The sequence below is a fragment of the Azospirillum sp. B2RO_4 genome (genome assembly GCF_051124815.1).
In the GTDB taxonomy this organism is placed as follows: Bacteria; Pseudomonadota; Alphaproteobacteria; order Azospirillales; family Azospirillaceae; genus Azospirillum.
Window position 1 is genome coordinate 215,501 of the sequence record NZ_CP118485.1, and the last position, 26,025, is coordinate 241,525.

Here is a 26,025-nt window from a genome sequence, read left to right on the forward strand (position 1 = left end):
GGAGGACCGGGATCGGTGAGGAAAGCGGTCATCGGTACAAACAGCCCAACCCGCCCGGCTATTCCATACCCCTTTGGCGTCACCCTGTCCGGAGCAGGTGAGGCGACGGATCGTCCATCGCGGTTTTGGATGGATGAAACAAGAACTATGAATTTCACATATCCGATTGGCACCGTCATCCTGTGTCCCGACTTCCTCCACAGCAAGAAGACGAGGCCATCATGAAAGCCATCGGCTACCGCAAGTCCCTGCCCGTCACCGATGCCGACGCGCTGATCGATGTCGAGATCGACCGCCCGACGCCCGCCGGCCGCGACCTGCTGGTCCGGGTGGAGGCGGTGTCGGTCAACCCGGTGGACACCAAGCTGCGCCGCAACGCCTCGCCGGCCGAGGGTGACCTGCGCGTCCTGGGCTTCGACGCCGCCGGCATCGTCGAGGCGGTCGGGCCGGACGTGACCCTGTTCCGCCCCGGCGACGCGGTGTTCTATGCCGGCGCCATCGACCGTCCCGGCACCAACAGCGAGTTTCATCTGGTCGACGAACGCATCGTCGGCGCCCGCCCGGCCAGCCTGAGCGTCGCCGAGGCCGCCGCCCTGCCGCTGACCGCCATCACCGCCTGGGAGATGCTGTTCGACCGGCTGGGGTTGCCGCGTGAGGGAGGTGACGGGAAATCGCTGCTGATCGTCGGCGGGGCCGGCGGCGTCGGCTCCATCGCCATCCAGCTGGCCCGCCGGCTGACCAAGGTCCGGGTGCTGGCCACCGCCTCGCGTCCGGAAACCGCCGACTGGGTGCGCGAGCTGGGCGCCCATGACGTGATCGACCACAGCCGGCCGATGGCGGAGCAGGTGAAGGCGCTGGGGCTGGCCGGCGTCGATTACATCTTCTCCACCAACGCGACCGACCGCCATTTCCAGGATCTGGTCGAGCTGGTGGCGCCGCAGGGCCATATCGGCCTGATCGACGATCCGGAGCCCATCGACGTCCGCCTGCTGAAGCGCAAGAGCGTCTCGCTCCATTGGGAGCTGATGTTCACCCGGTCGCTGTTCCAGACCGCCGACATGATCGCCCAGCACGAGCTGCTGACCGAGGTTTCGCGGCTGGTCGATGCCGGCACCCTGCGCACGACGCTGACGGAAACGCTGGGCCGCATCGACGCCGCCACCCTGCGCAAGGCCCATGCCCTGATCGAATCGGGCAAGGCCCGCGGCAAGCTGGTGCTGGAAGGCTTCTGACCGGAGTCCCCCCGCCGCTTCGGCCTGCCGCTTTACCCGGCCAGGGCGAGCGGCGGGCGGGCCGGGCGCATCGCCGCCAGGCTTTCCACGATGAAGCCGACCAGCGGTTCGGCGAGGCGGCGGTTGCGCGGCGTCTCGCCGAAGATCGCCATTTCGACATTGCCCAGCTCGGGCAGGCCGTCCTCCATCCCCAGCCGGCGCACGCCCTCGGGCACCGAGGATTCGCTGAGCACCGCCACCCCCAGCCCGGCGCGGACGGCGGCCTGGACCCCCATGACGCTGGCGCTGGTGTAGACCACCCGCCAGGACCGGCCGGTTTCGCCCAGCGCCGCCAGCCCGCGGTTGCGGAAGACGCAAGGGGCCGGCAGGGCACAGAAGGGCAGGGGGCCGTCGGCCGGGATTTCCAGACCGGGGGCGGCGATCCAGCGCATCGGCTCGGTCCAGATGGCGCGCCCGCGACTGTCGCCGGCATCGCGGCGCGAGATCACGAGGTCCAGCTCCCCGGTATCCAGCGCCGTGACCAGATCGCTGCACATTCCCACCCGCACGTCGATGTGCAGGCGCGGGTGCAGCTTGGCGAAGCGGCGCAGCACATGGGGCAGATGGTCGGACAGGAAATATTCGGCGACGCCCAGCCGCAATTCGCCCTCCGCCGCGGGTTCGGTGAAGCGGCGCACCGTCTCGTCGTTCAGGTCCAGCAGGCGGCGGGCATAGCCCATCAGCAGTTCGCCGTCATGGGTCAGCGCCAGCGACCGGCTGGTGCGCTCGAACACCCGGCGGCCGAGCATGTCCTCCAGCTTCTTGACCTTGACGCTGATCGCCGACTGGGTCCGGCCCAGCCGTTCGGCCGCCGCGGTGAATCCGCCGGCCTCCGCCACGGTGACGAAGGCGCGCAACGCGTCGATCTCCAGATCGGGCAGGGACATGGGGCATGCATTCCGGATAGTCATCGGTGGTGTCCATCCTATCGCGATTGTTCATGGATGGCGAGCGGCGCATCGGGGTGGCCTGTGGGACAAGCGGTGGCCGGGCCGTTGAAGCCGGGCGGGGGCGTTCTCATTGTCAGCCCCCGGGCCTTGCCGCCCGGATGCCTGACGATGCTTGAGGAGTGAGACGCCCGATGATCCGTTTTTCCGCGCCGGCCGGCAGAGTGACTCTTAAACCTCTGGTCTTTGCGCTCGCCGCTGCCGCCCTGCTCGCCGGCTGCCAGATGCCGGGCACCATGCCGCCGCCGCAACAGACCGCCGCCCTTCCGCCGCCGGCCGTGCCGAAGCCGCCGCCGGAAGCCCGCGGCATCTGGATCGTCGGCAGCCCGGCCCTGCGCGGCACCATCGATCAGGCGGCGGCCAAATATGACGGCGGTCCCGACACCAAGCCGCATCTGGACGCCCGTGGCACCGCCGCCGGCTTCCGCGCCTTCTGCGCCGGGGTCGGACTGGACCATCCCGACATGGTGGCGTCCGACCGCCCGATCAGTGCCGCCGAGTACAAGCGTTGCCGCACCGCCGGCATCACGCTGACCGAATATGATTTCGGGCCGAAGCGCTTCGTTTACGTCAAGGACTCGCACCGGATGGCGGTGCCCGGCGTCAACGACTTCGTCACCAGCTGGAGCCAGAGCGGCAAGCCGGTGAGCGCGCCGACGGCCGGGAGCTGAGCGGCGGACGGTTCACTGTCCTTCCGCTTCCAAAGGGCCGCTCTGCGAGCGGCCCTTTTCATCATTTCGAATTTCGGCTTTGGCTTCTTTGAAGCCGGCTGCCGGATTCAGGCCGTCAAGTTCGACCGCTGGCTCGACCTTCTGTTCATGCAGAAATTCCGGTAGGCGGCCTGCCGCCCCGGGAACGAAGGACTGCCCCGGCAGACTTGACGATTTTCCATCAATTCCATAATTTACAGTTATTCGCACCTGTCCATGGAGTGGTAAATGCCCCGGAGCTTCAACGTCTCCGCATCCTACCGTGCGACCGACTTGAACAAGGCAGGCGGAAAGATTCTCGATGCGGCGGCCACCAAAGGCGCCGTGGAAATCAACCGTCGCGGTCAGGAGTTCGTCCTCATGTTGAAGTCGGATCTGACCAGGATGCTCGACGATGCGCGCGAGGACCGTCCCCAGACTATAGAAGACATGCTGAGAGACTATGATCGGGAAAAGATCGCCAAATTGACCGCGGGCTTCATGACTGACCAACCCGTCGGGAAGGAGACCCTTTGACATGCCGAAGAGGGGCGACGACTTCTCCAGTGCCGGATATGTTCCCGCTCGTGGAGATGTCGTGCATCTCAACTGGACGCCTTCCGTCGGGCATGAGCAGGCGGGGCCGCATTACGGACTGGTTCTGTCGCAGGATGCGTACAACGTCGGCACTGGGCTGGTGATGGTGTCTCCGATCACCTCGAAATCAGGCAAGCTCAGCGGGTTCGAGTTGCCGGTAAGGGCAGGCCGTGTCAACGGCGTGGTGATTCTCTCCGAAATACGGACGCTGGATTACCAAGCCAGGAGCGTTCAGTACGAAGATCACGCATCCGAGGACGTGGTATCCGAAGCGATCCGCCGCATCAGGATCGTACTCTGATAAGTCTTGAGAGATTGACGTCTCACCCCGCCGCGAACAGCCCGCCCTCATCGGGGGCGTCGGCCGCGTCGTCGGCGTTGGGGTCGCCCAGCGCGGTTTCCCAGCCCAGGGCCGGCAGGGTGATGGCGCGGGTGTTGCCCAGGCCGCTGCGGCTGGTGATGAAGCCGCGCTGTTCCATGTAGGTCAGCAGGCGGCGGCCGCGTCCCTTCGACCGGCTGCCGCAGGCGCGCGCCACGTCGGCGTCGGACGGGCAGGGGGCGTGGTCCAGCGCGGCGCGGGCCAGCAGCAGGAAGACCGGCTGGATGTCCTCCGCCAGGGTGGCGGCGACCTCCGTCGCGCGCTGCCAGGCGGGATCGTCGCCGCTGCCGGCCCCGGCGCGGGCGGTCGCCAGACGGCGGCGGAAGGCGGGCAGGGCCAGCCGGTCGCCATCCACCCCGCGTCCCCGGCAGCGCACCAGGAAATCCTGGTACAGCACCGCCAGCGAGCGGTAGGGCGCCTCCGGATCGGCCAGCACCTCGGTCAGAACCTGATCGTATTGGGCCTCGCGCCCGGCGGCCTGTTCGGGGGTTTCCTCCGGCTCCAGGGGCAGCAGCGCCGGCTGTTCCGCGTCATCGTCGGGGGACGGCGGCGGGGCGGCGGGGCGGCCGCGGGCCAGCTGCGCCATCAGGTCGGCACTGGCCGAGGTGGAGGGGCGGCGGACGTAGCGCGGCGGCTCCGGCCCGGTGGTGGTGAAGATCAGGTCGCGGGCATCCGCAACCGGGGTGGCGGGGGGCGGCATCAGGGTCGGGCTGCCGGTGCGGCCCTGGGTCTCCACCGCGCCGATGCGCAGCGGCAGCGGCCGGCGCGACAGAGCGGGTCCCAGCGCGATGAAATGGCCGCGCTCCAGGTCGCGGAACATCTCCGCCTGCCGGCGCTCCATGCCCAGCAGGTCGGCGGCGCGCGCCATGTCGATGTCGAGGAAGGTGCGGCCCATCAGGAAGTTGGACGCCTCGGCGGCGACGTTCTTCGCCAGCTTGGCCAAACGCTGGGTGGCGATCACCCCGGCCAGCCCGCGCTTGCGCCCGCGGCACATCAGGTTGGTCATGGCGCCGAGCGAAACCTTGCGCGCCTCGTCCGACACCTCGCCGGCGGCAGAGGGGGCGAACAGCTGAGCCTCGTCCACCACCACCAGCATCGGATACCAGAAGTCGCGGTCGGCATCGAACAGCCCGCCCAGGAAGGCGGCGGCGTGGCGCATCTGCATTTCCGCGTCCAGCCCCTCCAGGTTCAGGACGACGGAGACGCGGTGCTGGCGCACGCGGGCGGCGACCGACTGCAGCGCCGCCTCGCTGTGCTCGTCGGCCTCGACCACCACATGGCCGAAGCGTTCGGCCAGCGTGACGAAGTCGCCCTCCGGGTCGATCACCGCCTGCTGCACCCATTGGGCGCTCTGTTCTATCAGCCGGCGCAGCAGGTGCGACTTGCCGGAGCCGGAATTGCCCTGGACCAGCAGACGGGTCGCCAGCAACTCCTCCAGGTCGAGCGTCGCGGCGCTGCCCGCGTTCGTCGCCCCCATGTCGATGCCGACCTTCATGCCGCTCGCCTCCCACTCACCCGAACCGCCCTCATGATTGGCGGGGCCTTCCTATAGCGCAGGCGGGCGCGGCGATACGAGGATTCGATTCGGGACGGGCGGGCCGCGGAGGGGGAACCACTCTCCGGCCGATTGAGCGGCAACGGCCCGGATGAGCGCTCCGGTGGTGGGGTGGGTCTTGCGGCGGAGGGCGGTTTGACCATATTGTTGCGGACAGGAGGGTGCGGCGGCTACCGCACCCCCCGTCCGGTCCGGTTACTTCAGCAGATCGAGGATCGCCTTGATCAGCTGAAGCACCAGGACCAGGAGGACGAGTGCTTTTTCCACTCTGTGCTCCCAGGTAGGTGGGACGCGGGCGGTGGCCATTCCGCCGCCCGGTTCCCACCACTGCATGCATAGCGATGCACGGTGGTGCGAGCAACGCGCATTCTACCGCACCGTGTGCATAATCGATCCGTGATCAACCAGATTTCAGGTCCTGCCCGTTCCGCCGCGTCTGCGGCGGGAGAGTGTGTTGCGCAACAACGTGACGCTGCGGTCATGAAACCGCAAACAAGCTCTGTTACAAGCGGATGCTGATCTCATGCCGGATCGGCGCTGGCGGACCGAGCGATGACTGTGCTGACCACGACTATAGCCGGGGCCACTGCCGGGGCGAAAACCGGGCGGACGGCAATCGATGCCTCCGGGTCCTATGGCGCGACCTGGACCGCCGTCCGCTCCGCCGACGGTGCCGCCGCGGCGTTCGATTGGGCATCGGCGGTCGGGCACTTGCGCTACGCCTTCCAACCCATCGTCCAGCTGCGGTCCGGCCGCTGCCACGGCTATGAGGCGCTGCTGCGCGGGTTCGAGCGCACCGGCTTCGCCAATGCTGGCGAGCTGCTGGACGCGGCCGAGGCCGCCGGGCTGCTGGCGACGGTGGAGACGGCGCTTCATGCCAAGGCGGTCGCCGCCTACCGCGCGCTGTCGGGGTGGAGCGAGGCGAAGCTTTTCCTGAACCTGGACGCCCGGCTGATCGGCCGGCCCGACTCGCCCTGGCTCGCCCGCGATCCGGCGGCCTCGCGCAACAGCGGCATCGTGCTGGAACTGTCGGAAAGCCGGCCGGTGCCCAGCGGCGTCGCTGTGGACGCGGCGGTGGACCGTTACCGCCAGAGCGGGGTCGGCATCGCCATCGACGATTTCGGCGTCGGCCATTCCGGCCTGCGCACGTTGTACGAGGCGCGGCCGGATTACGTGAAGATCGACCGCTTCTTCATCGCCGGCATCGACGCGGATTCACGCAAGCGGGCGCTGGTGGCGGCGCTGGCCGGCCATGCCCATGCGCTGGGCATCCAGATCGTGGCGGAGGGTGTGGAGACCGCGACCGAGTTCTACACCTGCCGCGATCTCGGCTGCGACTTCGCGCAAGGCTTCCTGATCGCCCGGCCGCGGGTGGATCTGACCGGGCTGCCCAACCGCTATGCGATGGTGGAGGACCTCAACCGCCAGGACCGCCGCCAGCCCAGCGAGTCGCACCGCCGCCTGTCGGAGGTGATCGAACGGCTGCCGCCGCTGCGGGGCGACGCGCGCAAGACCGAGCTGCTGGATTATTTCCGCCGCGACGGCAGCGCGCCCATCGCCCCCATCGTCGACGAGCATGACCGGCCGCTCGGCCTGATCCGCGAGCGCGACCTGAAGCGCTACGTCTACTCGCGCTTCGGCGGAGAGTTGCTGCGCAACCGCGGCCTGGGCGACCGGCTGGACGATCTGGTCATCCGTTCGCCGGTCTGCGACATCTCCACCCCGCTGGACCGGGTGATCGAGGCCTTCTCCACCGAATCCGCCGCCGACGGGATCGTGATCGTGGAGGGCGGCGCCTATGCCGGCGTGCTGTCGAGCGGCGCCCTGCTGCGGCTGGTGCATGAGCGCAACCTGGCGATGGCGACCGACCAGAACCCGCTGACGCGCCTGCCCGGCAACGCGGCAATCCTGCGCCACATCGAAGGGGCGCTGGCCGATGGGGGCCGCGGCCATGTGCTGGCCTATCTGGATTTCGACAACTTCAAACCATTCAACGATAATTTCGGCTTCCGCCAGGGCGACCGCGCCATCCTGATGTTCAGCGAGCGGCTGAAGGCCTGGGCCGGCAGCGCCGGGGCCGCCATCGACGCCGACGCCTTCGCCGGCCATATCGGCGGCGACGACTTCTTCCTGGGCGTCAGTGGCGGCGAGGAGGAAGAGGTGCTGGCCCGGCTGGTGGAACTGCTGGCGCTGTTCCGCTCCGACGCCGAAAGCCTGTACGACGCCGAAACACGGGTCAGCGGCGGGTTCCTGGCCAAGGATCGCTATGGCGCGGTGCGGCGTTTCCCGCTACTGGCAGCCAGCGGCGTGGCCGTGGTGATCCCGCCGGGCTGCAGTCAACTGACCCCCGACGCCGTCAACGCCGCCATCGCCGACCACAAGGCCGCCGCCAAGGGAGCGGACGACAAGCTGTGCGTGGTGCGGCTGGGGTGAGCGCCTGTATCTTTCTTGCGACGATTATCGGCCGTCATCCCCGCGAAGGCGGGGATCCAGAATTTCCAGTGCAAGTACTTATAAAGTTTGGATTCCCGCCTTCGCGGGAATGACGGCTGACAGAAGCGCATGATGTGTGGCGCTTATTTTAGCGCTCAACTCCTGAGCGACGGCGTCCTAGACCGATGGTGATGCAGATGAGCGACCGCGAAACCTTCACCGACGAGCAACTCGCCGCCATGAGGCACCCGCCCCTGGCGAAGCGGGTTCGTCGTTCGACCGGCCTGTCGCAGGAGGCCTTCGCCGAGCGCTTCGGCATTCCGCTGCGCACGCTCCAGGAATGGGAGCAAGGGCGGCGGGAGCCGGATGCCGCCGTCGCATCCTATCTGCGCGTCATCGAAAAGCAGCCCGACATGGTCGCCCAGGTTCTCGCGGCCGAGTGATCGCAAAGCGGTGTGACGCGGTTGTCCCCTCACGCATAATCCCGGAAGCTCTCCGCCGTCGCGCGGTCGTAGCCCAGGCTGGCGCGCAGGAGTTGCAGCGTGTAGGGCTCGCGCGCCGCACCCCGGCGCAACTCCTCGACGCTCATCTCCTCGACCAGACGGCCGCGGTTCATCACCGCCAGCCGGTCGCACAGGTTGGCGACGACGGCGAGGTTGTGGGTGACCAGCACCATGGTCAGGCCATGCTCCGCCCGAAGCCGGCGCAGCAGGTTCAGGATCTCCGCCTGCACCGACACGTCGAGCGCCGAGGTCGGCTCGTCCAGCAGCAGGACGCGCGGCTCCAGCACCAGGGCGCGGGCGATGGCGACGCGCTGGCGCTGGCCCCCCGACAGCTGGTGCGGATAGCGGAAGCGGAAGGAAGGGCCCAGCCCGACATCGCGCAACACCCGGTCGATGCGGGCGTCGGCATCGCCCAGCCCATGGATGGCGATCGGTTCGGCCAGGATGCGGTCCACGGTGTGGCGCGGGTGCAGCGAGCCGTAGGGGTCCTGGAACACCATCTGGCAGAGCTTGTAGAAGCCCTTTTGCCGCTTCGGTCCCTGATCGATGCCGGCGACGGCGATGCGGCCGGTCCAGTCGTCGTTCAGGCCGCTGACCGCGCGCAGGACGGTCGATTTGCCGGAGCCGGACTCGCCGACGAGGCCGAAGCTCTCCCCCTCCCGCACCGACAGGGTGACGCCGTCCACAGCGGTGACGGCATCGGCGCCATCGCCGAAACTGACCCGCAAATCTTGGATGTCGATCATCATCCTTACGCCTCCAACCAGGCGGGGTCGCGGCTCAGCACCGGCAGGTCGCCCGGCGGCTCGTCGATCTTCGGCAGGCTGGCCAGCAGGCCGCGGGTGTAGGGGTGCTGGGCGGCATGCAGCTCCGACGCGCGGCAGCTCTCCACCACCCGGCCGGCATACATGATGAGGATGCGGTCGCAGAAGGAGGCGACGAGGTTCAGGTCGTGGCTGACGAAGATCATGCCCATGCCGCGTTGCGAACAGAGGTCGTCGAGGATCGCCAGCACCTGCATCTGCACGGTGACGTCGAGCGCCGAGGTCGGCTCGTCGGCGATCAGCAGGTCGGGGTCGGGGATCAGCATCATCGCGATCATGATGCGCTGGCCCATGCCGCCCGACACCTCGTGCGGGTAGCGGTCATAGACCCGCTCCGGATCGCGGATGCGCACGGCGGCCAGCATCTCCAACGCGCGGCGCCGGGCCTCGGCGGCGCCGGCCTTGCTGTGGACGCGGTAGGCCTCGGCGATCTGGCGGCCGACGGTCATCACCGGGTTCAGCGAATATTTCGGGTCCTGCATCACCATGGCGATGCGCCGGCCGCGGATGTCGCGCATGCGCCTGGACGAGGCCGTCAGCAGATCCTCGCCGTTGAAGGCCAGCCGGTCGGCGGTGACCCGGCCCGGCGGCGGGACGAGGCGCAGGATGGAGCGGCCGGTCATCGACTTGCCGGATCCCGATTCGCCGACGATGCCCAGCTTCTCCCGGCCCAGCGTGAAGGAGACGCCGCGCACCGCCTCGGCCATGCCGGTGCGGGTAGGGAAGGCGACGCGGAGGTTGGAGACTTCGAGCAGGGGGGTATTGTCTGCCATCTTTTGGTTGGTCATCGTCAGTCCCCCTTCGGGTCCAGCACGTCGCGCAAGCCATCGCCCAGCAGGTTGAAGCCCAGGCTGACGATGAAGATGGCGAGACCGGGCATGGCGGCGACCCACCATTGCTCCAGCACATATTGCCGGCCGCTGGCGATCATCGCCCCCCATTCCGGCAGCGGCGGCTGGGCGCCGAGGCCGAGGAAGCCCAGCCCGGCGGCGGTCAGGATCACGCCGGCCATGTCCAGCGTCGTCCGCACGATCAGCGAGGCGATGCACAGCGGCATGATGTGGCCGAGGATGATGCGCAGGCTGGACGCGCCCTGCAGCCGGGCGGCGCTGATGAAGTCGGCGCGGCGGACGGTCAGCGTCTCCGCCCGCGCGATGCGGGCATAGGGCGGCCAGGAGGTGATGGCGATGGCGATCACCGCGTTCTCGATGCCGGGACCGAGCGCGGCGACGAAGGCCAGCGCCAAGATCAGCTTGGGGAAGGCCAGCGCGATGTCGGTGATGCGCATCAGCACGGTGTCGACCCAGCCGCCGAAATAGCCGGCGACGGTGCCGATGATCAGACCGGCCAGCGGCGCCGTCGCCGCCACCAGCGCCACGATCATCAGCGTCAGCCGCGCGCCATGGATCAGGCGCGAGAGGATGTCGCGGCCGAAGGCGTCGGTGCCCAGCCAATGGGCCGTACTCGGCGGCATCAGCCGGTTGTCCAGATTCTGGGCATAGGGATGGTAGGGCGCCAGCACCGGGGCCAGCGCCGCGACGACGACCAGCGCCAGCACGATCAGCAGCCCGGCGACGGCCAGTCGGTTGCGGCGGAAGCCGGTCCAGCCGGCCCAGGCGCGGCCCAGCCGTGCCTGCGCGCGGGACCGCGGCGTGTCGGTGGAAAGCCACTCCCGCCAGCCGGCGGATCGGGGGTCGGTGCGTACGGTCATCGGGCACGCGGATCCAGAAGGCGATAGAGCAGGTCGGACAGCAGGTTCAGCGCGATGAAGACCGCGCCGACCACCAGCGTCCCGCCCAGCACCGCGTTCATGTCGGCGCTGAGCAGCGAATTGGTGATGTAGAGGCCAAGTCCCGGCCAGGCGAACACCGTCTCGGTCAGCACCGACCCTTCCAGCAGGCTGGCATAGGACAGGGCGATGACGGTGATCAGCGGCACCGCGATGTTGCGCAGCGCATGGCCCCAGACCACACGGGTCTCCGACAGGCCCTTCACCCGGGCGGTGGTGATGTATTCCTGGCGAAGCTGGTCCAGCATGAAGCCGCGCGTCATCCGCGCGATGTAGGCAACGCTGTAGAGCCCGAGGATGGCCGACGGCAGAACCAGATGATGAACGGCGTTCCAAAAGATCTCGCTCTCGCCGGCCAGCAGGGCGTCGACGGTGACGAGGCCGGTCACCGGATCGATCATGCCCTCATAGAAGACATCGACCCGCCCCGGTCCCGGCACCCAGTCCAGCTTGGCGTAGAACAGCAGCAGCGCCATCAGCCCCAGCCAGAAGATCGGCACCGAATGGCCGATCAGGCCGAGCAGCCGGATGGCGTGGTCGGGCCAGCGCCCGCGATTGGTGGCGGCGAACACGCCCGCCGGCACGCCCAGCAGCGCGCCGAGCACGACGGCGACCGTCGCCAGCTCCAGCGTCGCCGGGAAGACGCGCAGCACGTCCTCCAGCACCGGGCGGGAGGTCAGCACCGAGGTGCCGAGGTCGCCCTGCAGCACATCGCCGACATAGTGGAGGAACTGCTGCCACAGCGGCAGGTCGAGGCCCAGCTGCGTGCGCATCTGCGCATAGCTTTCGGCGCTGGCGCGGTCGCCGAGCGCGGACAGCACCGGGTCGATCGGCACGACGCGGCCGATCAGAAACGTGACCAGCAGCAGGCCCAGCAGGGTGGCGGCGACCGTGACCAGCAGGGTCAGGCCGCGTTTCAGCGTAGGCAAGTGGACTCCCTCGCGATTGGACGCGCTAAGGAATCACAGTCGGGGCTTTGTGCAAAGCCCGTCAAGGGCATAGGGGGGTAATCTCCCTCTCCCGCCCCGGGAGAGGGAAGGGGCCCATGCGAAGCATGGGAAGGGTGAGGGGTGATCCAAGGAACCATGCGGTTCAGGACCTTTGCCTTTCCCCTCACTCTCCCCACTTCGTGGGTCCCCTCCCTCTCCCGGGACGGGAGAGGGCTTTTTCAGCTCACCACGTCCCCGCCGGGCTCGGATCGCCATGGGCGCCGGCGGCCGGTTCGTGGTGGGCGAGCCAGCGTTCGGCCTCCAGCGCGGCCATGCAGCCCATGCCGGCGGCGGTGACGGCCTGACGATAGACCTTGTCCTTCACGTCGCCGGCGGCGAAGACGCCCGCGATGTCGGTGGCGGTCGAATCGGGGGCAGTGACGATGTAGCCCGACTCGTCCATCTTCACCTTGCCCTTGAAGATGCCGGTCGCCGGCTCGTGGCCGATGGCGACGAAGACGCCGGCCACCGGGATCACGCGCTCCTCGCCCGACTTGACGTTCTTCACGCGGACGCCGGTGACGGCGCGCGGGTTGCCCAAGGTGCCGTCGCCCTCGCCGACGATCTCCTCCACCGTGCTGTCCCACACCACCTCGATCTTCGGGTGGCGGAACAGGCGGTCCTGCATGATGCGTTCGGCGCGGAAGCTGTCGCGGCGGTGGATGACCGTCACCTTGGTGGCGTGGTTGGTCAGGTACAGCGCCTCCTCCACCGCGGAGTTGCCGCCGCCGATCACCGCGACCTCCTTGCCGCGGAAGAAGAAGCCGTCGCAGGTGGCGCAGGCCGACACGCCGAAGCCGCGATAGATCTCCTCGGTCGAGATGCCGAGCCAGCGCGCCTGGGCGCCGGTGGCGATGATGACGCTGTCGGCGGTGTAGGTGTCGCCGCTGTCGCCCTTGCAGACGAAGGGACGCCGGCTGAAGTCGACGTCGGTGATCAGGTCGAACACCATCTTGGTGCCGACATGCTCCGCCTGCTTCTGCATCTGCTCCATCAGCCAGGGGCCCTGGATCGGATCGGCGAAGCCGGGGTAATTCTCCACATCGGTGGTGATCATCAGCTGGCCGCCCGGCTGCATGCCCTGGACCATCAGCGGTTCCAGATTGGCGCGCGCGGCATAGATGGCGGCGGTGTAGCCGGCCGGGCCGGCGCCGATGATGAGGACCTTGGTGTGGTGCGTGGTGGCCATGGGTCTGATCCCGCTCTGTATCGGCAAATGACGTGGTGCGTTTTTGGAACGGCTCTAGAAACCGAACATATGGTCGAGGCTGAAGGCGCTGTCACCGGCAGCAAGGCAGCCATGGTAGCCGAACAGGCGGCAGGTGGTGTCGCGGATCAGCACATAGGCATGCTCGCCCGCCGCCAACCGTTCCGCTTCGGTAAACATCTCGTGATAGCGCCAGAAACGCGAGCCGCCGCAGGGGATCGCCAGCCGCTTGCGCGCCACTTCGACGCCGTCGCGCCGCACCAGGATCAGGCTGGTGTCGGACGTGGCATGCCACTGGGTCGAGGCAGGGTAGACGAGGTGGCAGAGCGTGTCCCACGGGTCGGTGCCCAGCCGCAGGAACAGGCGGGTCGACAGGCCCGGCGGACGGCCATGGTAGCTCTGCGGCTCGTCGCGATAGACCATCGCCATGTTGAACATGTGGCTGCCGAAGCTGGTCTCCGCCACATGGCCGGTCGTTACGTCCTCGTAACGGACCAGCGCGTGCAGCCAGCCGTCGGCCATCGTTCCGGCCTCGAAATCATAGACGAGTTCGACATGGCCCCAACCGTCGACGACGCTTTTGTCGGCGACCAGCCCGGTCACGTCCAGCGCCACGCTGTCGGAGCGCTTCAGGTTGCCGAAGCGGTGTTCGGCGATCTCGGCGCCGTTGCGGTCGTAGACCACCGCCTTCACCGGCAACTCGGTCTGCGCCGTGCTCATCGGCGTCGGCAGCAGGGTGGTGCGCCAGCGGCCCATCGGCAGAAGCGGCGCCGGCAGGATGTGGCCCTTGCCGACCACGCCCTTGTCGATGGCACCGCCGGTCAGTTGCGGCAACTTGGGGTCGGGCTTCAGGTCGGTGCGCTCGACATTGGCATGGGCCATGCGGCGGCGACCGTCGGCGGCGACGATCTCGTAGCGCGGGCGGACGAAATGCTTGCCGGCCTGCACCTCGAACTGCTGCGGCCAGCGCGCCTCGGGGAACAGGTCGGCGACGTCCAGTTCGACGGTGGCGAAGGCCGGGACCGGCTGGTCGAGCCTGCGGATGTCGGCCGAGCCCATCAGGTTCAGGCCGACGGCGCCGGCCGGGATCGGCGTCGGGTGGCTGTTCTGGATCCACAGGGTCACCCGCTCGCCCTCGCGCGGGGCGGGCAGGCCGGCATAGAGGTCGGCCGGCCACGCATTGGCGTCGTGGGTGCAGGACAGCACCGTCTCGTCGTCGCCATAGGTGTCGAGCGCGTATTTGACCACGTCATGCCCTGCGGCGCCGATGACATGCAGGAACAGCGAGCCGCAGAAGTCGGACAGCTTGAAGCGCTCGCGCACCTGACGGCTGTCGATCACCACGGTGCCGTCGGTCGGTGGCATCGGCTCCGTCCAGTCGGCGATGGGGCGGCCCTCGCCGTCGAACAGACAGGCCCACAGCCGGGTGCCCTTGGCGCCATAGCGCGGCCAGTAATTGGCCGACACCACGCGGGTGTGGTGGCCGGCGCCGTCGCGGAACCAGGCGAAGTTGGTCGCCCAGTTGAACTTCGACAGATAGTGGCCGGGATCGTTCAGCATGTCCTCCGGCACGCGCATGGCGTCGAGCGAGACGACGCCGGCCTGCTTCGGGATCAGATGCGCGATGTGGCCTTCCAGCCGTTGGGAGTCGAAGGCGACGATGAAGACGGTGCGGGCGCCGCTGGACGGCAGGTCGGTGACCGGGCGGGCGGCATGGCCGAACACCTCGCGGCCCACCTGTTCCACGTCCTGGACATAGATGCCGCCGATGTCGATCGACGACAGGTCATAGAACTCCGCCAGCCCCGACAGCAGGCCCAGCGGGTCATAGACCGCAACCGGGCCGAAGGAGGCCAGCCGCGCGATCAGGATCGCGGCCTTGGGCGCCGCCAGCGGGTGGCCCACCGCCTTGAAGAAGCTGGAGCCGCCGGTGACGTTGGAAAAGGTCTCGATCCGAAGGGGCATGAGGACACACACGCGCGATAGCAATGCCAGGGCGTCGGTTATAGCCCCTTCGGCCGGGCGGGCGACAGTGATTTGCGGACGGACGCGTTTTGTCCGTCGGTGCCGACGCCCACCCACAAGAACCCCCTTGTCGAAGAGCGGGTTTCGATATATCTAAGTTTTCGTTATATCGAAACTGCATCTAGAGAGGGTTCCATGTTTCGGCATCTGTTTCACGGCCACGGCCGCCGCTTCTCCCGTCCGGACTTCGACGACGAGATGGGGGAGGGACGGGGGGAAGGCCGCGGCCGGCACGGGCGCCACGGCCATCGCGGCGGCTGGGAAGGCTGGGGTGGCCACGGCAAGGGTGGGCGCGGGGAGCGGCGCATCTTCGACCATGGCGATTTGCGCCTGGTCCTGCTGTGGCTGATCGCGGAGAAGCCGCGCTCCGGCTATGACCTGATCAAGACGATCGAGGAGATGGTCGGCGGTGCCTACAGCCCCAGCCCCGGCGTCGTCTATCCGACGCTGACCCTGCTGGAGGAGCAGGGCCACATCCGAGTCGGCGCCACCGAGGGCAACAAGAAGCTCTACGAGATCACGGAGGAGGGCACGGCGGCGCTGGCGGCGGCGGCGCAGACGGTGGCGGCGGTGCGCGAGCGCATCGCCCATGCGAAGGCCTGCCGCCAGCGTGAATCGTCGCCGCAGATCGTCCGCGCCGTCGAGAACTTCAAGATGGCCCTGCGGATGCGCCTGTCGCGCGGCGACCTGACGACGGAGCAGACCCAGGCCATCGCCGACATCATCGACAACGCCGCCCGCAGCGTCGAACGCATCTGACCAAGCAGGAGACAATGACCATGGCCGCATCGACCGCGCGCATCGCGACGCCGAACGGGCGCCGCTACATGACCCAGCTGTGCAAGCATTGGGCGCACAAGTTCGAGGTCGTTTATGACGAGACCCAGGGACTCGTCCCCTTCAGCCCCGACAGCCGCTGCCGCATGGCGGCCGACGATGCGGGGCTGACCCTGACTCTGGAGGTGGCGGACGCCGGGCAGATGGAGCGCATGCAGGGGGTGGTGATCGACCACCTGAAACGCTTCGCCTTCCGTGAGGATCTGGGCGAGGTGACTTGGGGCCTGGTGGAGTGAATGTGGGGTGAGGGCGCATTTTCCCGAATCTGTCTGCGACAAATCCTGTTGAGAATTACCGCGCCAGCGGTGTAAAACGGTTCTTAACCAACAGGCGGGAATGGGAGAGAAGGCGGTTTTCCACCGCCGGGCCGCCCATGGACAGATCACCGGGAGTCGTTCGTGATGCTCCGCATCTCCAAGAAGCTGATGTTCGCCATCGAGGCGGTCCTCGACATCGCCTACAACGCGGGCACCGAGCCGGTGCAGTCGGGGGAGATCACCCGGCGCCAGGGCATTCCGAAGCGGTATCTGGAACAGGTGCTGCAGCAGCTGGTGCGCGAAGGCGTGCTGGCCGGCGTGCGGGGGCCGCGCGGCGGTTACCGGCTGGCGCGCGAGCGGCGGCGGATCACGCTGGGCGAGATCGTCAAGGTCGTCCGCGCGATGGAGACCGCCACCGACCCGATCGAGGAGCCGGCCGGTTCCGTGCTGGGCCATCAGGTGGTGCGCCCGCTGTGGGGCGAACTGCAGGAAGAATGCATGGTGAAGCTCGACACCATCACCATCGAGGATCTGTGCATGCGCGCCCGCCGCGCCGGTGTGGAGAGCGAAACCGAGGACCGGATCGACTTCACCATCTGATGCGGTCGGGCTGATGCGGTCGGACTGGGCTGGTGCGGATGGCCTGGGGACCCCACTTGCCATTTGCCCCACTTGCCATTTGACAGCGTGCCGAGGCTGGATAATGCTCCGCCCGGGGTGTTGAACTCACTTATAACACAAATCTCAGAGGTGGAATCATGGCTGCACCGGAATTCCGCGGCAAGATCTACGACAGCATCCTCGATACGATCGGCGCCACGCCGCTGGTGCGCCTCGACCGTCTCGCCGCCGAGGCGGGGGTGAAGGCCCAGATCATCGGAAAGCTGGAGTTCTTCAACCCGCTGGCCAGCGTCAAGGACCGCATCGGCCGCGCCATGATCGAGGCCGCCGAGGCCGCCGGCACCATCGCCCCCGGCCGCACGACGCTGGTCGAGCCCACCTCCGGCAACACCGGCATCGCGCTGGCCTTCGTCGCCGCCGCCAAGGGTTACAAGCTGATCCTGACCATGCCGGAAAGCATGTCGGTGGAGCGGCGCAAGATGCTGAAGCTGCTGGGCGCCGAGCTGGTGCTGACCCCGGCGGCGGAGGGCATGAAGGGCGCCATCCGCAAGGCGGAGGAGATCCTGGCCGCCGACCCGAACGCCTATCTGCTGCAGCAGTTCAAGAACACCGCCAACCCGGCCGTCCACCGCGCCACCACGGCGGAGGAGATCTGGAAGGACACCGACGGTCAGGTCGATTTCCTGATCTCCGGAGTCGGCACCGGCGGCACGCTGACCGGCACCGCCGAGGTCATCAAGGCGCGCAAGCCCTCCTTCAAGGCGGTGGCGGTGGAGCCGGAGGACAGCCCCGTCCTGTCCGGCGGCATGCCCGGTCCGCACAAGATCCAGGGCATCGGCGCCGGCTTCGTCCCCGACATCCTGAAGAAGGAGCTGATCGACGAGGTGGTGCGCATCTCCAACCAGCGCGCCTTCGAGACCGCCCGCAGCGTCGCCCGCCTGGAAGGCGTGCCGGTCGGCATCTCGTCCGGCGCGGCGCTGGCCGCGGCGCTGGAGATCGGCGCCCGGGCGGAGAATGCCGGCAAGCAGATCGTCGTGATCCTGCCGTCCTTCGCCGAACGCTACCTGTCGACCGCGCTGTTCGAAGGTCTGGAGTAAGACCGTACCGATGCGGGTGGGGGCGACCCTTGCCCCCGCTTCGCAGCGTCGGTTCGCAGCTTGGCGGCGAAATTCCGGCCCGAAATTTGACGGAATTTGCTCTTTGGGCTAATCTTCCCGGCAACCGCACCGCCATTTCCGTCCGTGCCGCCGCCGGGGAGTGACCGCCATGACGGATATTACCGCCGCCACCTATGTTCCGAACCTGTCGAGCAGCGCCTTCTCCCAGTTCAAGGGGAAGACGACCAAGATCGGCAACGACGGGGCCAACGCCGACAGCCAGACCTTCACGGTCAGCAAGGCCGGCGAGTTCAATTTCAAGATCAACAACACCTTCACCAACGTCGAGATCCGCAACGACCGCAACGAGGTGGTGAGCACCATCAAGTCGCAGGAATCGGCAGCGGACGCCACGGCGCGGCTGGGGCCCGGCACCTACACCGCGACCTTCTCGCAGGCCAACCGGGCGGCCGGCGTGCGCGATTATTCGATGGACGTCACCGAACGGCAGAATGTCCTGGTAACGGCCGGCGGCGCGACGCTGAAAGGCACCGCTCAGCCGCCGGAAAATGGCGACACCGGCGTTCAGAAGCACACCTTCAACGTCGTGCAGGGCGGCACCTTCACCGCCGACATCTCGCTTCCCAACACACGCTGGGCGATGATGGACAAGGACGGCAAGGTGGTGGCCGCCAGCGACTCGGGCAAGACCGATACCAATCAGAACTTCCTGCAGAAGCCGACCTACAAGCTGGAACCCGGCCAATATTCGATGGTGATCGTGCCGCCGTCCAGCCTGAAGACCCCGACGGATTTCCGGCTGGGCTTCGTGCCGCGCAATCCCGACCTGACCGACAGCGGCACGACCCAGGAAAGCGCCATCCAGAAGACGCTGCGCGAGCGGCAGGACCGGCTGCGCCAGTGGGCGTCGGAAGCGAAGCCCACCACCTCGACCAAAGCCTGACCGGCAACACTGCCGGCTTGCGGAAAACGCGGCATCGAATGTTGCTGCAACGGCCCGTCCTTGCGCTATGCTGCGGGCCATGGACTTCACGGATACCCAGCTTCACCGCTATTCCCGCCACATCGTGCTGCCGGAAGTCGGCGGCATCGGCCAGGAAAAGCTGTTGCGTTCCAAGGTGCTGGTCGTCGGTGCCGGCGGCCTGGGCGCGCCCCTGCTGCTCTATCTGGCGGCGGCCGGCGTCGGCACCATCGGCATCGTCGACGACGACACCGTCGACCTGTCGAACCTGCAACGGCAGGTCATCCACGACGAATCGTCGCTCGGCCTGCCGAAGGTGGAGAGCGCCGCAGCCCGCATCCGGGCGCTGAACCCGGATGTCCGGGTGGAGACGCACCGCAGCCGGATCAGCCGCGACAATGCGATGGACCTGATTGCCGGCTATGATCTGGTCGCCGACGGGTCGGACAATTTCGCCACGCGCTTCCTGCTGAACGACGCCTGTTATCTCGCCGGCAAGACGCTGGTGTCGGCGGCGATCCTGCGCTTCGACGGGCAGCTGACCACCTTCAAGGCGCATCTGGGCGCGCCGCACCCCTGCTATCGCTGCCTGTTCCCCGAACCGCCGCCGCGCGGCGCGGTGCCGTCCTGCTCGGAAGGCGGGGTGCTGGGGGCGCTGGCCGGCTCCGTCGGCTCGCTGCAGGCGACGGAGGTGCTGAAGGAGCTGCTGGGGCTGGGCGAGAGCCTGTCGGGCAGCCTGCTGATGATGGACACGCTCTATGCGTCCTATCAGCGCATCTCCATCAAGCGGGATCCCGACTGCGCTCTTTGCGGCGATCATCCGACGATCCACGACCTCTCCGCCCATTGACGGGCGCCGCGGCAAAGACGGGAGGCGGCCGATCATGTCCACCACCATATCCGCATCCGCAACCACTGCCGGCGGCACGTCGGCCCTGTCGATCGTGCTGTTCGCCGGCGGCTTCGACCGCGTCCATTACGCGCTGGTGATGGCCAGCGCCGCCGCGGCCACCAACCGCAAGGTCACGCTGTTCTTCACCGGCCGCGCCCTGCGCGCCCTGGTGCATGAGCGGGAGCCGGGCGTGCTGGGCTGGCACGACCTGGATCCGGCCGACGACGGCAGCACGCCGGTGGCGCGCGACCGCTATTTCGCCACCCACGGCCTCGCCACCTTCGAGGAGCTGCTGGAAGCCTGCGTCGCCATGGGCGTCACCGTGATGGCCTGCGAGATGGGGTTGCGGGCGCTGGGGCTGCCGCCGGGCGTCTCGCTGCGTGCGGACGTCCCGGTCGCCACCGGCGGCGTCGTCACCTTCCTGAATGAGGCGCCGGCCGGCGGCGCCATGCTGTTCGTCTGAAACTTCTGGAACGGGCATGAGCGACAACCGCGAGATCCTCGACCTCGCCAACCGGTTCGAGTCGATCGCCACCGACGGGTTCGAGGGGCGTCCCTACCGGCCGGCGCTGGCCGAGCTTGCCACCCGCGTGCGGGAGCGGCCGGGCATGGCTCCGCGCGTCGCCCATGCGCTGGGGATCATGATCCAACTGATCGGCGAGAGCGATCCCGAGGGGCGGTTCGCCGCCAAGATCGCCATCCTGCGCGAGGCGGTGGGGCTGCTGAGCGACGCCTGAGGCCGGCGTCTGAGCTGAGCGCAGGGCAGCCATGCGTCACGCTGGAGACATGCGCCCCGTCATGGGGGTGAAGACACTCCAGATGAGGATGAACACCATGGCTTTCCGTTTCACCGTCGCCACCGAGACCCCGTCCCTGTACGCCACGCTGTTCGCCACCGCCAAGGCCATCCGCGGCAGCGGCCTGCCGACCGGGCTGGTCCACCTGATCGACCTGCGCGTGTCGCAGATCAACGGCTGCGCCTATTGCATCGACCTGCATACCAAGGAGGCCCGCCACGACGGCCAGGCGGACGAGCGCATCGCCGCCCTCGCCGGGTGGGAGCACTCCGACCTGTTCCTGCCGGACGAACGTGCCGCATTCGCCTGGGCCGAGGTGCTGACCCGCACCCAACATGACCGCATCGACGACGCCTACCAGGCGCTGCAGCGCCATTTCAGCGCCGAGCAGATCGCCCAGCTGACGGTGACGGCGGCGCAGATCAACGCCTGGAACCGCATCGGCATCGCCCAGCATATCGAGGGCACCGCCGTCGGGATGGCGGCGTGACGGCGCTGGCCGACCCGGATACCGCGCTCGCCGCCTTCGCGGGCGAGCGGGCGCGGCTGCGTGCCCTGGCCTACCGGCTGCTCGGTTCGGTGGCGGAGGCGGAGGACACGCTGCAGGATGCCTGGCTGCGCTGGTCCGCGGTGGCGCCCGGCAGCGTCGGGTCGGCCCCCGCCTTTCTGACGACGCTGGTGACGCGGCTGGCGCTCGACCGGCTGCGCTCCGCCCGGGTGGCGCGGGAGCGCTATTACGGGCTGTGGCTGCCCGAGCCCGAGGTCGCCGACTGGGATGACGGGGCGGAGGGCGGGCCGGAGGACGGGGCTGAGTCCGAGTCGGTGCCGCTGGCGATGCTCCTGCTGCTGGAGCGGCTGGCGCCGGAGCAGCGGGCGGTCTTCGTCCTGCGCGAGGCGATGGATTTGGATTACGCGGAGATCGCAGGCATGCTCGGCAAGTCGGTCGAGGCCTGCCGGCAGATCATGCGGCGCGCCCGCGCCCGCATGGCCGAGCCGTCCGCCGCGCTGGCCGATCCGGATGCCGGGCGCCGTCTGGCCGCCGCCTTTGCCGAAGCCAGCGTCCGGCGCGACTATGCCGCCATCGTCGCCCTGCTGTCGGACGACGCCCAGTGGCTGAGCGACGGCGGCGGGATGGTGCGGACGGCGGTCAACCCGCTGTTCGGCGCCGACCGCATCGCCCGCTTCCTGATCGGTGTCCAGCGCAAGCGCGGCCTCAGCTTCCGGTTCGTGCCGGTGCGGGTCAATGGCGGGCCGGGACTGCTGACCGAGCTGGGCGGTTCGTTCCGCAGCGTGCTGGGCTTCGACGTTGCTGATGGCCGGATTGTGCGGGTCTATCAGGTCGCCAACCCGCAGAAGCTGGAGCGGGTGGCGGGCTTTTAAGCTTTCCGGTTTTTAGCCTGCCGCCTCGTCCAGCCAGCGGTCGAGCGCGGTCAGGTCGACCGGGCGGGGCAGGATGGGGAAGGGCAGGTTCGGCATCCGCGGGCCGGTCATCAGGATTCGCGTCTGCGGATAGAGCATCGCCGCCAGCGCAGCGGCGCGGTCGCCCTCGTCGCCCTCATGGTCGAGCGGCAGCAGGGCCACGACCGGTGCCTCCGCCCCGATCAGGGTCAGCGCCTCCAGCGCATCGGCGGTCTGCGAGACCTGGAAGCCGCGGCCGGACAGATGGCCGGCCAGCGCCTCGCGCTGGATGCGGTCGGCATCGGCGACCACGGCGCGGCGCCCGCCGTACCCCGGAATCCGGATGTCCGCCTCGATGCTGAAAGCCACGTTCCCCTCCGTCCATCATGTTTTTGTTATGGACGGGACGAGTATGCGGGTGGGTGAACGGGTTGTAAACGGCCGCTACCTGTGGTTCGACCTTCGTCGAATACGGACCACTTCGCCCTTGTGCATCAGCGCCAGCATCGGCAGGTCGCTGGGATGGTTGCCATATCCCCAGGTGGCGGCGACCGGGCCGTTGCCAGCGATCCAGCCGGTCACCCGCTCCGCCTTGTCCAGCCGCACGCAGTTGGCGGTGCTGAGCCGGCCGGTCAGTCTGCCATCCACCACCTCCATGCCGGTCGCCAGCAGGTCGTCCACCTCCAGCCCGCGCAGCAGCGCCGGCATGTAGAGGTCGAGCGCGCCGGTGGCGACCACCACGCGGCGGCCCAGCCGGCGATGCTCCTTCAAAACGTCGAGCATCGGCTGGTGCCAGCGCACGCGGGGGACCATCCGCTCCGCCGCGGCCAGCGCGTCGGCCACCGGCAGGCCGCGCAGGGTGCGCTTCAGATAGATCGCCTTGACCGAGCCCGGAAAATCGCAGCCCGGCCCGCGGCCGCGGACATGGCGGTGCAGGGCCGACCGGATCGCGTCGGCCAGCGCCAGGGCCGCGCGGCGCCGGCCGATCACCTCGCCGACGAACATCGGCAGGCTGTCGCCATGGATCAGCGTCCCGTCGAAGTCGAAGAAGGCCACGCCGGCCGGCCCCAGAACCGATGACTCGATAGCCGGCGAATCGGGAGCCACCGCCAGCAGCGGCGCGGGCGGCGTGATGCTGATCCGGGGCTCGATGCCGCGGGGCGGAACGGACGTCGTTTGCATGACGATGGTTATCCGGCCGGTGCGGTGCGGCAGGCAAGGATTTTCAGGTCGGCCCAGTCAAGTCGGCCCAGTCAAGTCGGCCCAATCAAGTCGGTCCCGGCAAAGCCGATCAATGCAGCATGGTGGGGCCGCAGGGCGCCTCGAACAGCGGTCCCTCTTCCGACCCGTCCTCCGCGTCGTCGGATGCGAAGTCCGCTCCGGCGCTGTCGTCCACCTCTTCAAGCTGGGCGATCAGGTCGCCCGAGGCTTCCTCCAGCCCGGCCTTGACGGCGATCAGCAGGTTGATGATCTCGCCATTGTCCTGCTCCAGGCTGCGGACCCGCTCTTCCAGCCGGTCGATGCGGCGCATCAGCAGGTCGGACAGGCGGTCCAGCCGTTCGAGGACGGGGTCGGGACCCGGCCCGGCCGTGCTTGGCGGGCTTTCGGGCCGGGCGTCGGGGCGTCGGTCTTGGCGATTGTCGGGACGATCATCCATGGTGCGGCCGGTTCCGGTCAGTGAGGTTTGCTCCTCGCCTAACCTTGGGCCAGCGGCCGGCAAGGTCCAGCCCGGCACCCGATGCACCCCGCAAGCGATGGCCGCCTGATCCGCTCGTTCCGCGTGTGGAGATTCCGGGGAAGGGCGATTCAGCCGGCACCCCTTGTGCGCATCGCCAGCAAGTTCCGTATACAGTTAAGACTCAGATTTATCGGTGCGGCGTTTGCGCGGAACACCGTACAGTTCCAACCGATGGCCGATGAGGTCATAGCCAAGTTCGCGGGCTATGCTTTCCTTCAGCCGTTCCATTTCATCGTTGGTGAACTCGATCACTTCACCCGAATCGACATCTATCAGATGGTGGTGATGATCGGTTCTGGTTTCTTCGTAGCGCGCGCGGCCATCACCGAAATCCAGCCGGTCGATGACGTGCGCCTCTTCGAACAGCCGCATCGTGCGATAGACCGTGGCGATGGAAATGCGCGGGTCGATGGCGGATGCACGGCGGTGCACTTCCTCCACATCGGGGTGGTCCGTCGCCTCCGACAGCACGCGCGAGATCACGCGGCGCTGGTCGGTCATCTTCAACCCCTTCTTCACGCACAGTTCTTCAAGGCGCGAGGGCATGGACATCCCCTGTATTCCTGTCTTTGTTCGACGGGCGACGGTTCGCCCCTCCGGTCTCCCTGATCCCCGGGAACGCCAGCACCGAACGCCGACCGGATGTTCCATCCCGGCCGGCCATTCGCGGCACCCCGAATATCCGACCAATATACTGTGTTTCGGACGCATTCTCAAACACCCACGTCCATCGACAGCCCTACCGGACGGCCGAGCGGACGGCGCTTTCCCAGCCAACGACATAATACTTTCAGACTATTGGCCGAAGGGGGCGGGCAGGTGGGGCGGAAACCAATTGCTCATAATCCGCTGCTAGGTTTTGTCGGACGAAGCGCCGTGCGGTCCGGGACGGCGACCGATCGGATGTGACCATGCCGGATAGGGAGGGGGAGGAGCCGCAATGACGCCATTCGATGTCCCGCCCCCCGTCCCGACGATTCCGGCGGAGCCGCCCATGGACGAACCCGCCTTCACCGCCGCGGGCCTTGCCGTCCCGGTGCCGCCGCTGACCCGGGACCAGGAATGTGCCGCCGCGCTCGCCCGCTTCCGGCGCCAGCCGGAGCTTGCCGCCCTTCCGGTGGTCGACGGCGAGGGCCGCGTCGCCGGGCTGCTGGAGCGTGGCCGCCTGCTGCCGGAGGGCGAAGGAGAGGGTGGCGGGGCAGAGGGGGCCGGGGGAGACAGGGCCGGGGGAGACGGATTCGGGCAACGGCTGGTCTCCGACATGATGGACCCGCACCCGCTGCTGATCGACGGGGCGACCCCGCTGGCGGAGATCGGGCGGCGGCTGGCCAAGCTGAAACCGGCGGCGCTGGTGACCGGTTTCCTTGTGGTGGAGCAGGGGCGCTATCTCGGCGTCGGCACGGTGACGGGGCTGATGGCGCGCTCGGCCGAACAGACGGAGCTGCGCGCCCGCCAGTTGGAGGAGGCGCGCCGGCAGGCCGAACAGGCGATCCGGGCCAAGACCGCCTTCCTCGCCAACATGAGCCACGAGATCCGCACGCCGCTGACCGCGATGATGGGCTTCGCGGAACTGCTGGAGCAGGAGGTGCTGGGGCCGCACGCCATCCCGCTCTATCGCGAATATTCCCGCGACATCGCCGAGAGCGGCCGGCACCTGATGGAGCTGATCAACGACCTGCTCGACTTGTCCAAGGCCGACGCCGACCGGCTGGAGCTGGTGGATGGCACGGTGGACGTGGTGCGGGTGGCGATCGGCACGGCGCGGCTGCTGGCCGAGCGGGCGTCGCGACATGGCGTCAGCATCGCAACCGAGGTGCCGCTGGATCTGCCGCCGCTGCGCGCGGACGAGCGCAAGCTGCGCCAGATGCTGCTGAACCTGCTGTCGAACGCGGTGAAGTTCACGCCCGCGAACGGCGTGGTGACGCTCGGTGCCCGGATGGCGGCGGACGGTGCCTTGTGGCTGTCGGTGCGCGACACCGGCATCGGCATGACCGGCGAGGAACTGGGCAAGGCGCTGGAGCCCTGGGGGCAGGTGGACAGCGCGCTGGCCCGCAGCCAGATCGGCACCGGCCTGGGACTGCCGCTGACCAAGCGCCTGATCGAACTGCATGGCGGCCGCCTGGACGTCGTCAGCCGCCGCGACGAAGGCACCACCATGTCGCTGGTCTTCCCGGCCAAGCGGGTGGGGCGGGGGTAGA

General features: G+C 68.3%; 29 protein-coding genes. 16 read left to right on the forward strand and 13 right to left on the reverse strand.

Annotated elements, in window-relative coordinates:
• The first annotated feature begins 221 nt into the window (after positions 1-221).
• On the forward strand, positions 222-1,232 hold the full coding sequence (locus PWS46_RS00900; RefSeq protein WP_434616818.1) for a zinc-binding alcohol dehydrogenase family protein: 1,011 nt from the start codon (positions 222-224) through the stop codon (positions 1,230-1,232).
• Positions 1,233-1,264: 32 nt separating this feature from the next.
• On the opposite strand, the gene PWS46_RS00905 is transcribed toward PWS46_RS00900, so the two are convergent.
• On the reverse strand, positions 1,265-2,158 hold the full coding sequence (locus tag PWS46_RS00905; RefSeq protein ID WP_434616821.1) for a LysR substrate-binding domain-containing protein: 894 nt from the start codon (positions 2,156-2,158) through the stop codon (positions 1,265-1,267).
• Between the two features lie 194 nt (positions 2,159-2,352).
• Between PWS46_RS00905 and PWS46_RS00910 the strand changes: the two genes are divergently transcribed.
• Positions 2,353-2,889: a substrate-binding domain-containing protein gene (locus PWS46_RS00910; protein WP_434616824.1), complete on the forward strand. Its 537-nt coding sequence runs from the start codon at positions 2,353-2,355 to the stop codon at positions 2,887-2,889.
• A gap of 12 nt (positions 2,890-2,901) precedes the next feature.
• On the opposite strand, the gene PWS46_RS00915 is transcribed toward PWS46_RS00910, so the two are convergent.
• Positions 2,902-3,447, reverse strand: a complete 546-nt coding sequence (locus PWS46_RS00915; protein ID WP_434616827.1) for a hypothetical protein — start codon at positions 3,445-3,447, stop codon at positions 2,902-2,904.
• On the opposite strand from PWS46_RS00915, the gene PWS46_RS00920 reads away from it, so the two are divergent.
• On the forward strand, positions 3,446-3,805 hold the full coding sequence (locus tag PWS46_RS00920) for a type II toxin-antitoxin system PemK/MazF family toxin (protein ID WP_434616830.1): 360 nt from the start codon (positions 3,446-3,448) through the stop codon (positions 3,803-3,805). The genes PWS46_RS00915 and PWS46_RS00920 overlap by 2 nt on opposite strands.
• Before the next feature lie 22 nt (positions 3,806-3,827).
• Here PWS46_RS00920 and PWS46_RS00925 read toward each other — a convergent pair whose 3' ends face one another.
• Complete coding sequence (locus PWS46_RS00925) at positions 3,828-5,378, reverse strand: helicase HerA domain-containing protein (RefSeq protein ID WP_434616832.1); 1,551 nt, start codon at positions 5,376-5,378, stop codon at positions 3,828-3,830.
• A gap of 612 nt (positions 5,379-5,990) precedes the next feature.
• Between PWS46_RS00925 and PWS46_RS00930 the strand changes: the two genes are divergently transcribed.
• Together PWS46_RS00930 and PWS46_RS00935 are read left to right on the forward strand one after the other, a co-directional pair.
• Positions 5,991-7,871, forward strand: a complete 1,881-nt coding sequence (locus PWS46_RS00930) for an EAL domain-containing protein (protein ID WP_434616835.1) — start codon at positions 5,991-5,993, stop codon at positions 7,869-7,871.
• Between the two features lie 197 nt (positions 7,872-8,068).
• A complete protein-coding gene (locus tag PWS46_RS00935; protein WP_434616838.1) occupies positions 8,069-8,314 on the forward strand; it encodes a helix-turn-helix domain-containing protein in 246 nt (81 codons plus the stop codon).
• Positions 8,315-8,343: 29 nt separating this feature from the next.
• Here the strand turns inward: PWS46_RS00935 and PWS46_RS00940 are convergent, their stop codons facing one another.
• From PWS46_RS00940 to PWS46_RS00965, 6 genes are all read right to left on the reverse strand, one after another.
• Positions 8,344-9,123: an ABC transporter ATP-binding protein gene (locus PWS46_RS00940; RefSeq protein ID WP_434616841.1), complete on the reverse strand. Its 780-nt coding sequence runs from the start codon at positions 9,121-9,123 to the stop codon at positions 8,344-8,346.
• 2 nt (positions 9,124-9,125) lie between these two features.
• A complete protein-coding gene (locus PWS46_RS00945) occupies positions 9,126-9,986 on the reverse strand; it encodes an ABC transporter ATP-binding protein (RefSeq protein ID WP_434616844.1) in 861 nt (286 codons plus the stop codon).
• Positions 9,987-9,988: 2 nt separating this feature from the next.
• The gene (nikC, locus tag PWS46_RS00950) at positions 9,989-10,909 is read right to left on the reverse strand and encodes a nickel transporter permease (protein WP_434616847.1); all 921 of its coding nucleotides are present in this window, start codon (positions 10,907-10,909) and stop codon (positions 9,989-9,991) included.
• Entirely contained in the window at positions 10,906-11,916 is a 1,011-nt protein-coding gene (locus PWS46_RS00955) for an ABC transporter permease (protein WP_434616850.1), read from the reverse strand. The genes nikC and PWS46_RS00955 overlap by 4 nt, the downstream gene beginning before the upstream one ends.
• A 244-nt stretch (positions 11,917-12,160) precedes the next feature.
• The gene (trxB, locus tag PWS46_RS00960; RefSeq protein ID WP_434616853.1) at positions 12,161-13,165 is read right to left on the reverse strand and encodes a thioredoxin-disulfide reductase; all 1,005 of its coding nucleotides are present in this window, start codon (positions 13,163-13,165) and stop codon (positions 12,161-12,163) included.
• 54 nt (positions 13,166-13,219) lie between these two features.
• Entirely contained in the window at positions 13,220-15,148 is a 1,929-nt protein-coding gene (locus PWS46_RS00965; RefSeq protein WP_434616856.1) for a hypothetical protein, read from the reverse strand.
• A 195-nt stretch (positions 15,149-15,343) separates the two neighbouring features.
• Between PWS46_RS00965 and PWS46_RS00970 the strand changes: the two genes are divergently transcribed.
• The 10 genes from PWS46_RS00970 to sigJ all read left to right on the forward strand — a co-directional run bounded on the left by PWS46_RS00970 (position 15,344) and on the right by sigJ (position 22,071).
• Complete coding sequence (locus PWS46_RS00970; protein ID WP_434616859.1) at positions 15,344-15,967, forward strand: PadR family transcriptional regulator; 624 nt, start codon at positions 15,344-15,346, stop codon at positions 15,965-15,967.
• Positions 15,968-15,987: 20 nt separating this feature from the next.
• On the forward strand, positions 15,988-16,281 hold the full coding sequence (locus PWS46_RS00975) for a DUF2218 domain-containing protein (RefSeq protein WP_434616862.1): 294 nt from the start codon (positions 15,988-15,990) through the stop codon (positions 16,279-16,281).
• Between the two features lie 165 nt (positions 16,282-16,446).
• On the forward strand, positions 16,447-16,902 hold the full coding sequence (locus tag PWS46_RS00980) for an RrF2 family transcriptional regulator (protein ID WP_434616865.1): 456 nt from the start codon (positions 16,447-16,449) through the stop codon (positions 16,900-16,902).
• 158 nt (positions 16,903-17,060) lie between these two features.
• Entirely contained in the window at positions 17,061-18,020 is a 960-nt protein-coding gene (gene cysK, locus PWS46_RS00985) for a cysteine synthase A (protein ID WP_434616867.1), read from the forward strand.
• A 169-nt stretch (positions 18,021-18,189) separates the two neighbouring features.
• Positions 18,190-18,984, forward strand: coding sequence for a hypothetical protein (locus PWS46_RS00990; RefSeq protein ID WP_434616870.1), 795 nt, complete (start codon positions 18,190-18,192; stop codon positions 18,982-18,984).
• Positions 18,985-19,063: 79 nt separating this feature from the next.
• A complete protein-coding gene (locus tag PWS46_RS00995) occupies positions 19,064-19,852 on the forward strand; it encodes a HesA/MoeB/ThiF family protein (protein WP_434616873.1) in 789 nt (262 codons plus the stop codon).
• 34 nt (positions 19,853-19,886) lie between these two features.
• Positions 19,887-20,357, forward strand: a complete 471-nt coding sequence (locus tag PWS46_RS01000; protein WP_434616876.1) for a DsrE family protein — start codon at positions 19,887-19,889, stop codon at positions 20,355-20,357.
• 16 nt (positions 20,358-20,373) lie between these two features.
• A complete protein-coding gene (locus PWS46_RS01005) occupies positions 20,374-20,631 on the forward strand; it encodes a hypothetical protein (protein ID WP_434616879.1) in 258 nt (85 codons plus the stop codon).
• Between the two features lie 97 nt (positions 20,632-20,728).
• The gene (locus PWS46_RS01010) at positions 20,729-21,181 is read left to right on the forward strand and encodes a carboxymuconolactone decarboxylase family protein (RefSeq protein WP_434616882.1); all 453 of its coding nucleotides are present in this window, start codon (positions 20,729-20,731) and stop codon (positions 21,179-21,181) included.
• Positions 21,178-22,071 (forward strand): RNA polymerase sigma factor SigJ, encoded by an 894-nt coding sequence (sigJ, locus tag PWS46_RS01015; protein WP_434616885.1) that lies wholly within the window; start codon positions 21,178-21,180, stop codon positions 22,069-22,071. Before PWS46_RS01010 ends, sigJ begins: the two co-directional genes overlap by 4 nt.
• 12 nt (positions 22,072-22,083) lie before the next feature.
• Here the strand turns inward: sigJ and PWS46_RS01020 are convergent, their stop codons facing one another.
• The 4 genes from PWS46_RS01020 to PWS46_RS01035 all read right to left on the reverse strand — a co-directional run bounded on the left by PWS46_RS01020 (position 22,084) and on the right by PWS46_RS01035 (position 24,373).
• Entirely contained in the window at positions 22,084-22,458 is a 375-nt protein-coding gene (locus tag PWS46_RS01020; protein WP_434616888.1) for a response regulator, read from the reverse strand.
• A gap of 75 nt (positions 22,459-22,533) precedes the next feature.
• Positions 22,534-23,271 (reverse strand): HAD family hydrolase, encoded by a 738-nt coding sequence (locus tag PWS46_RS01025; protein ID WP_434616890.1) that lies wholly within the window; start codon positions 23,269-23,271, stop codon positions 22,534-22,536.
• Positions 23,272-23,380: 109 nt separating this feature from the next.
• The gene (locus tag PWS46_RS01030; RefSeq protein WP_434616893.1) at positions 23,381-23,746 is read right to left on the reverse strand and encodes a hypothetical protein; all 366 of its coding nucleotides are present in this window, start codon (positions 23,744-23,746) and stop codon (positions 23,381-23,383) included.
• Positions 23,747-23,941: 195 nt separating this feature from the next.
• Positions 23,942-24,373 carry a Fur family transcriptional regulator gene (locus PWS46_RS01035; RefSeq protein ID WP_085090580.1) on the reverse strand — a complete coding sequence of 144 codons (432 nt, stop codon included), beginning with the start codon at positions 24,371-24,373 and terminating at the stop codon, positions 23,942-23,944.
• A 448-nt stretch (positions 24,374-24,821) separates the two neighbouring features.
• On the opposite strand from PWS46_RS01035, the gene PWS46_RS01040 reads away from it, so the two are divergent.
• Positions 24,822-26,024, forward strand: coding sequence for an ATP-binding protein (locus PWS46_RS01040; RefSeq protein WP_434616896.1), 1,203 nt, complete (start codon positions 24,822-24,824; stop codon positions 26,022-26,024).
• Position 26,025: the final 1 nt, after the last annotated feature.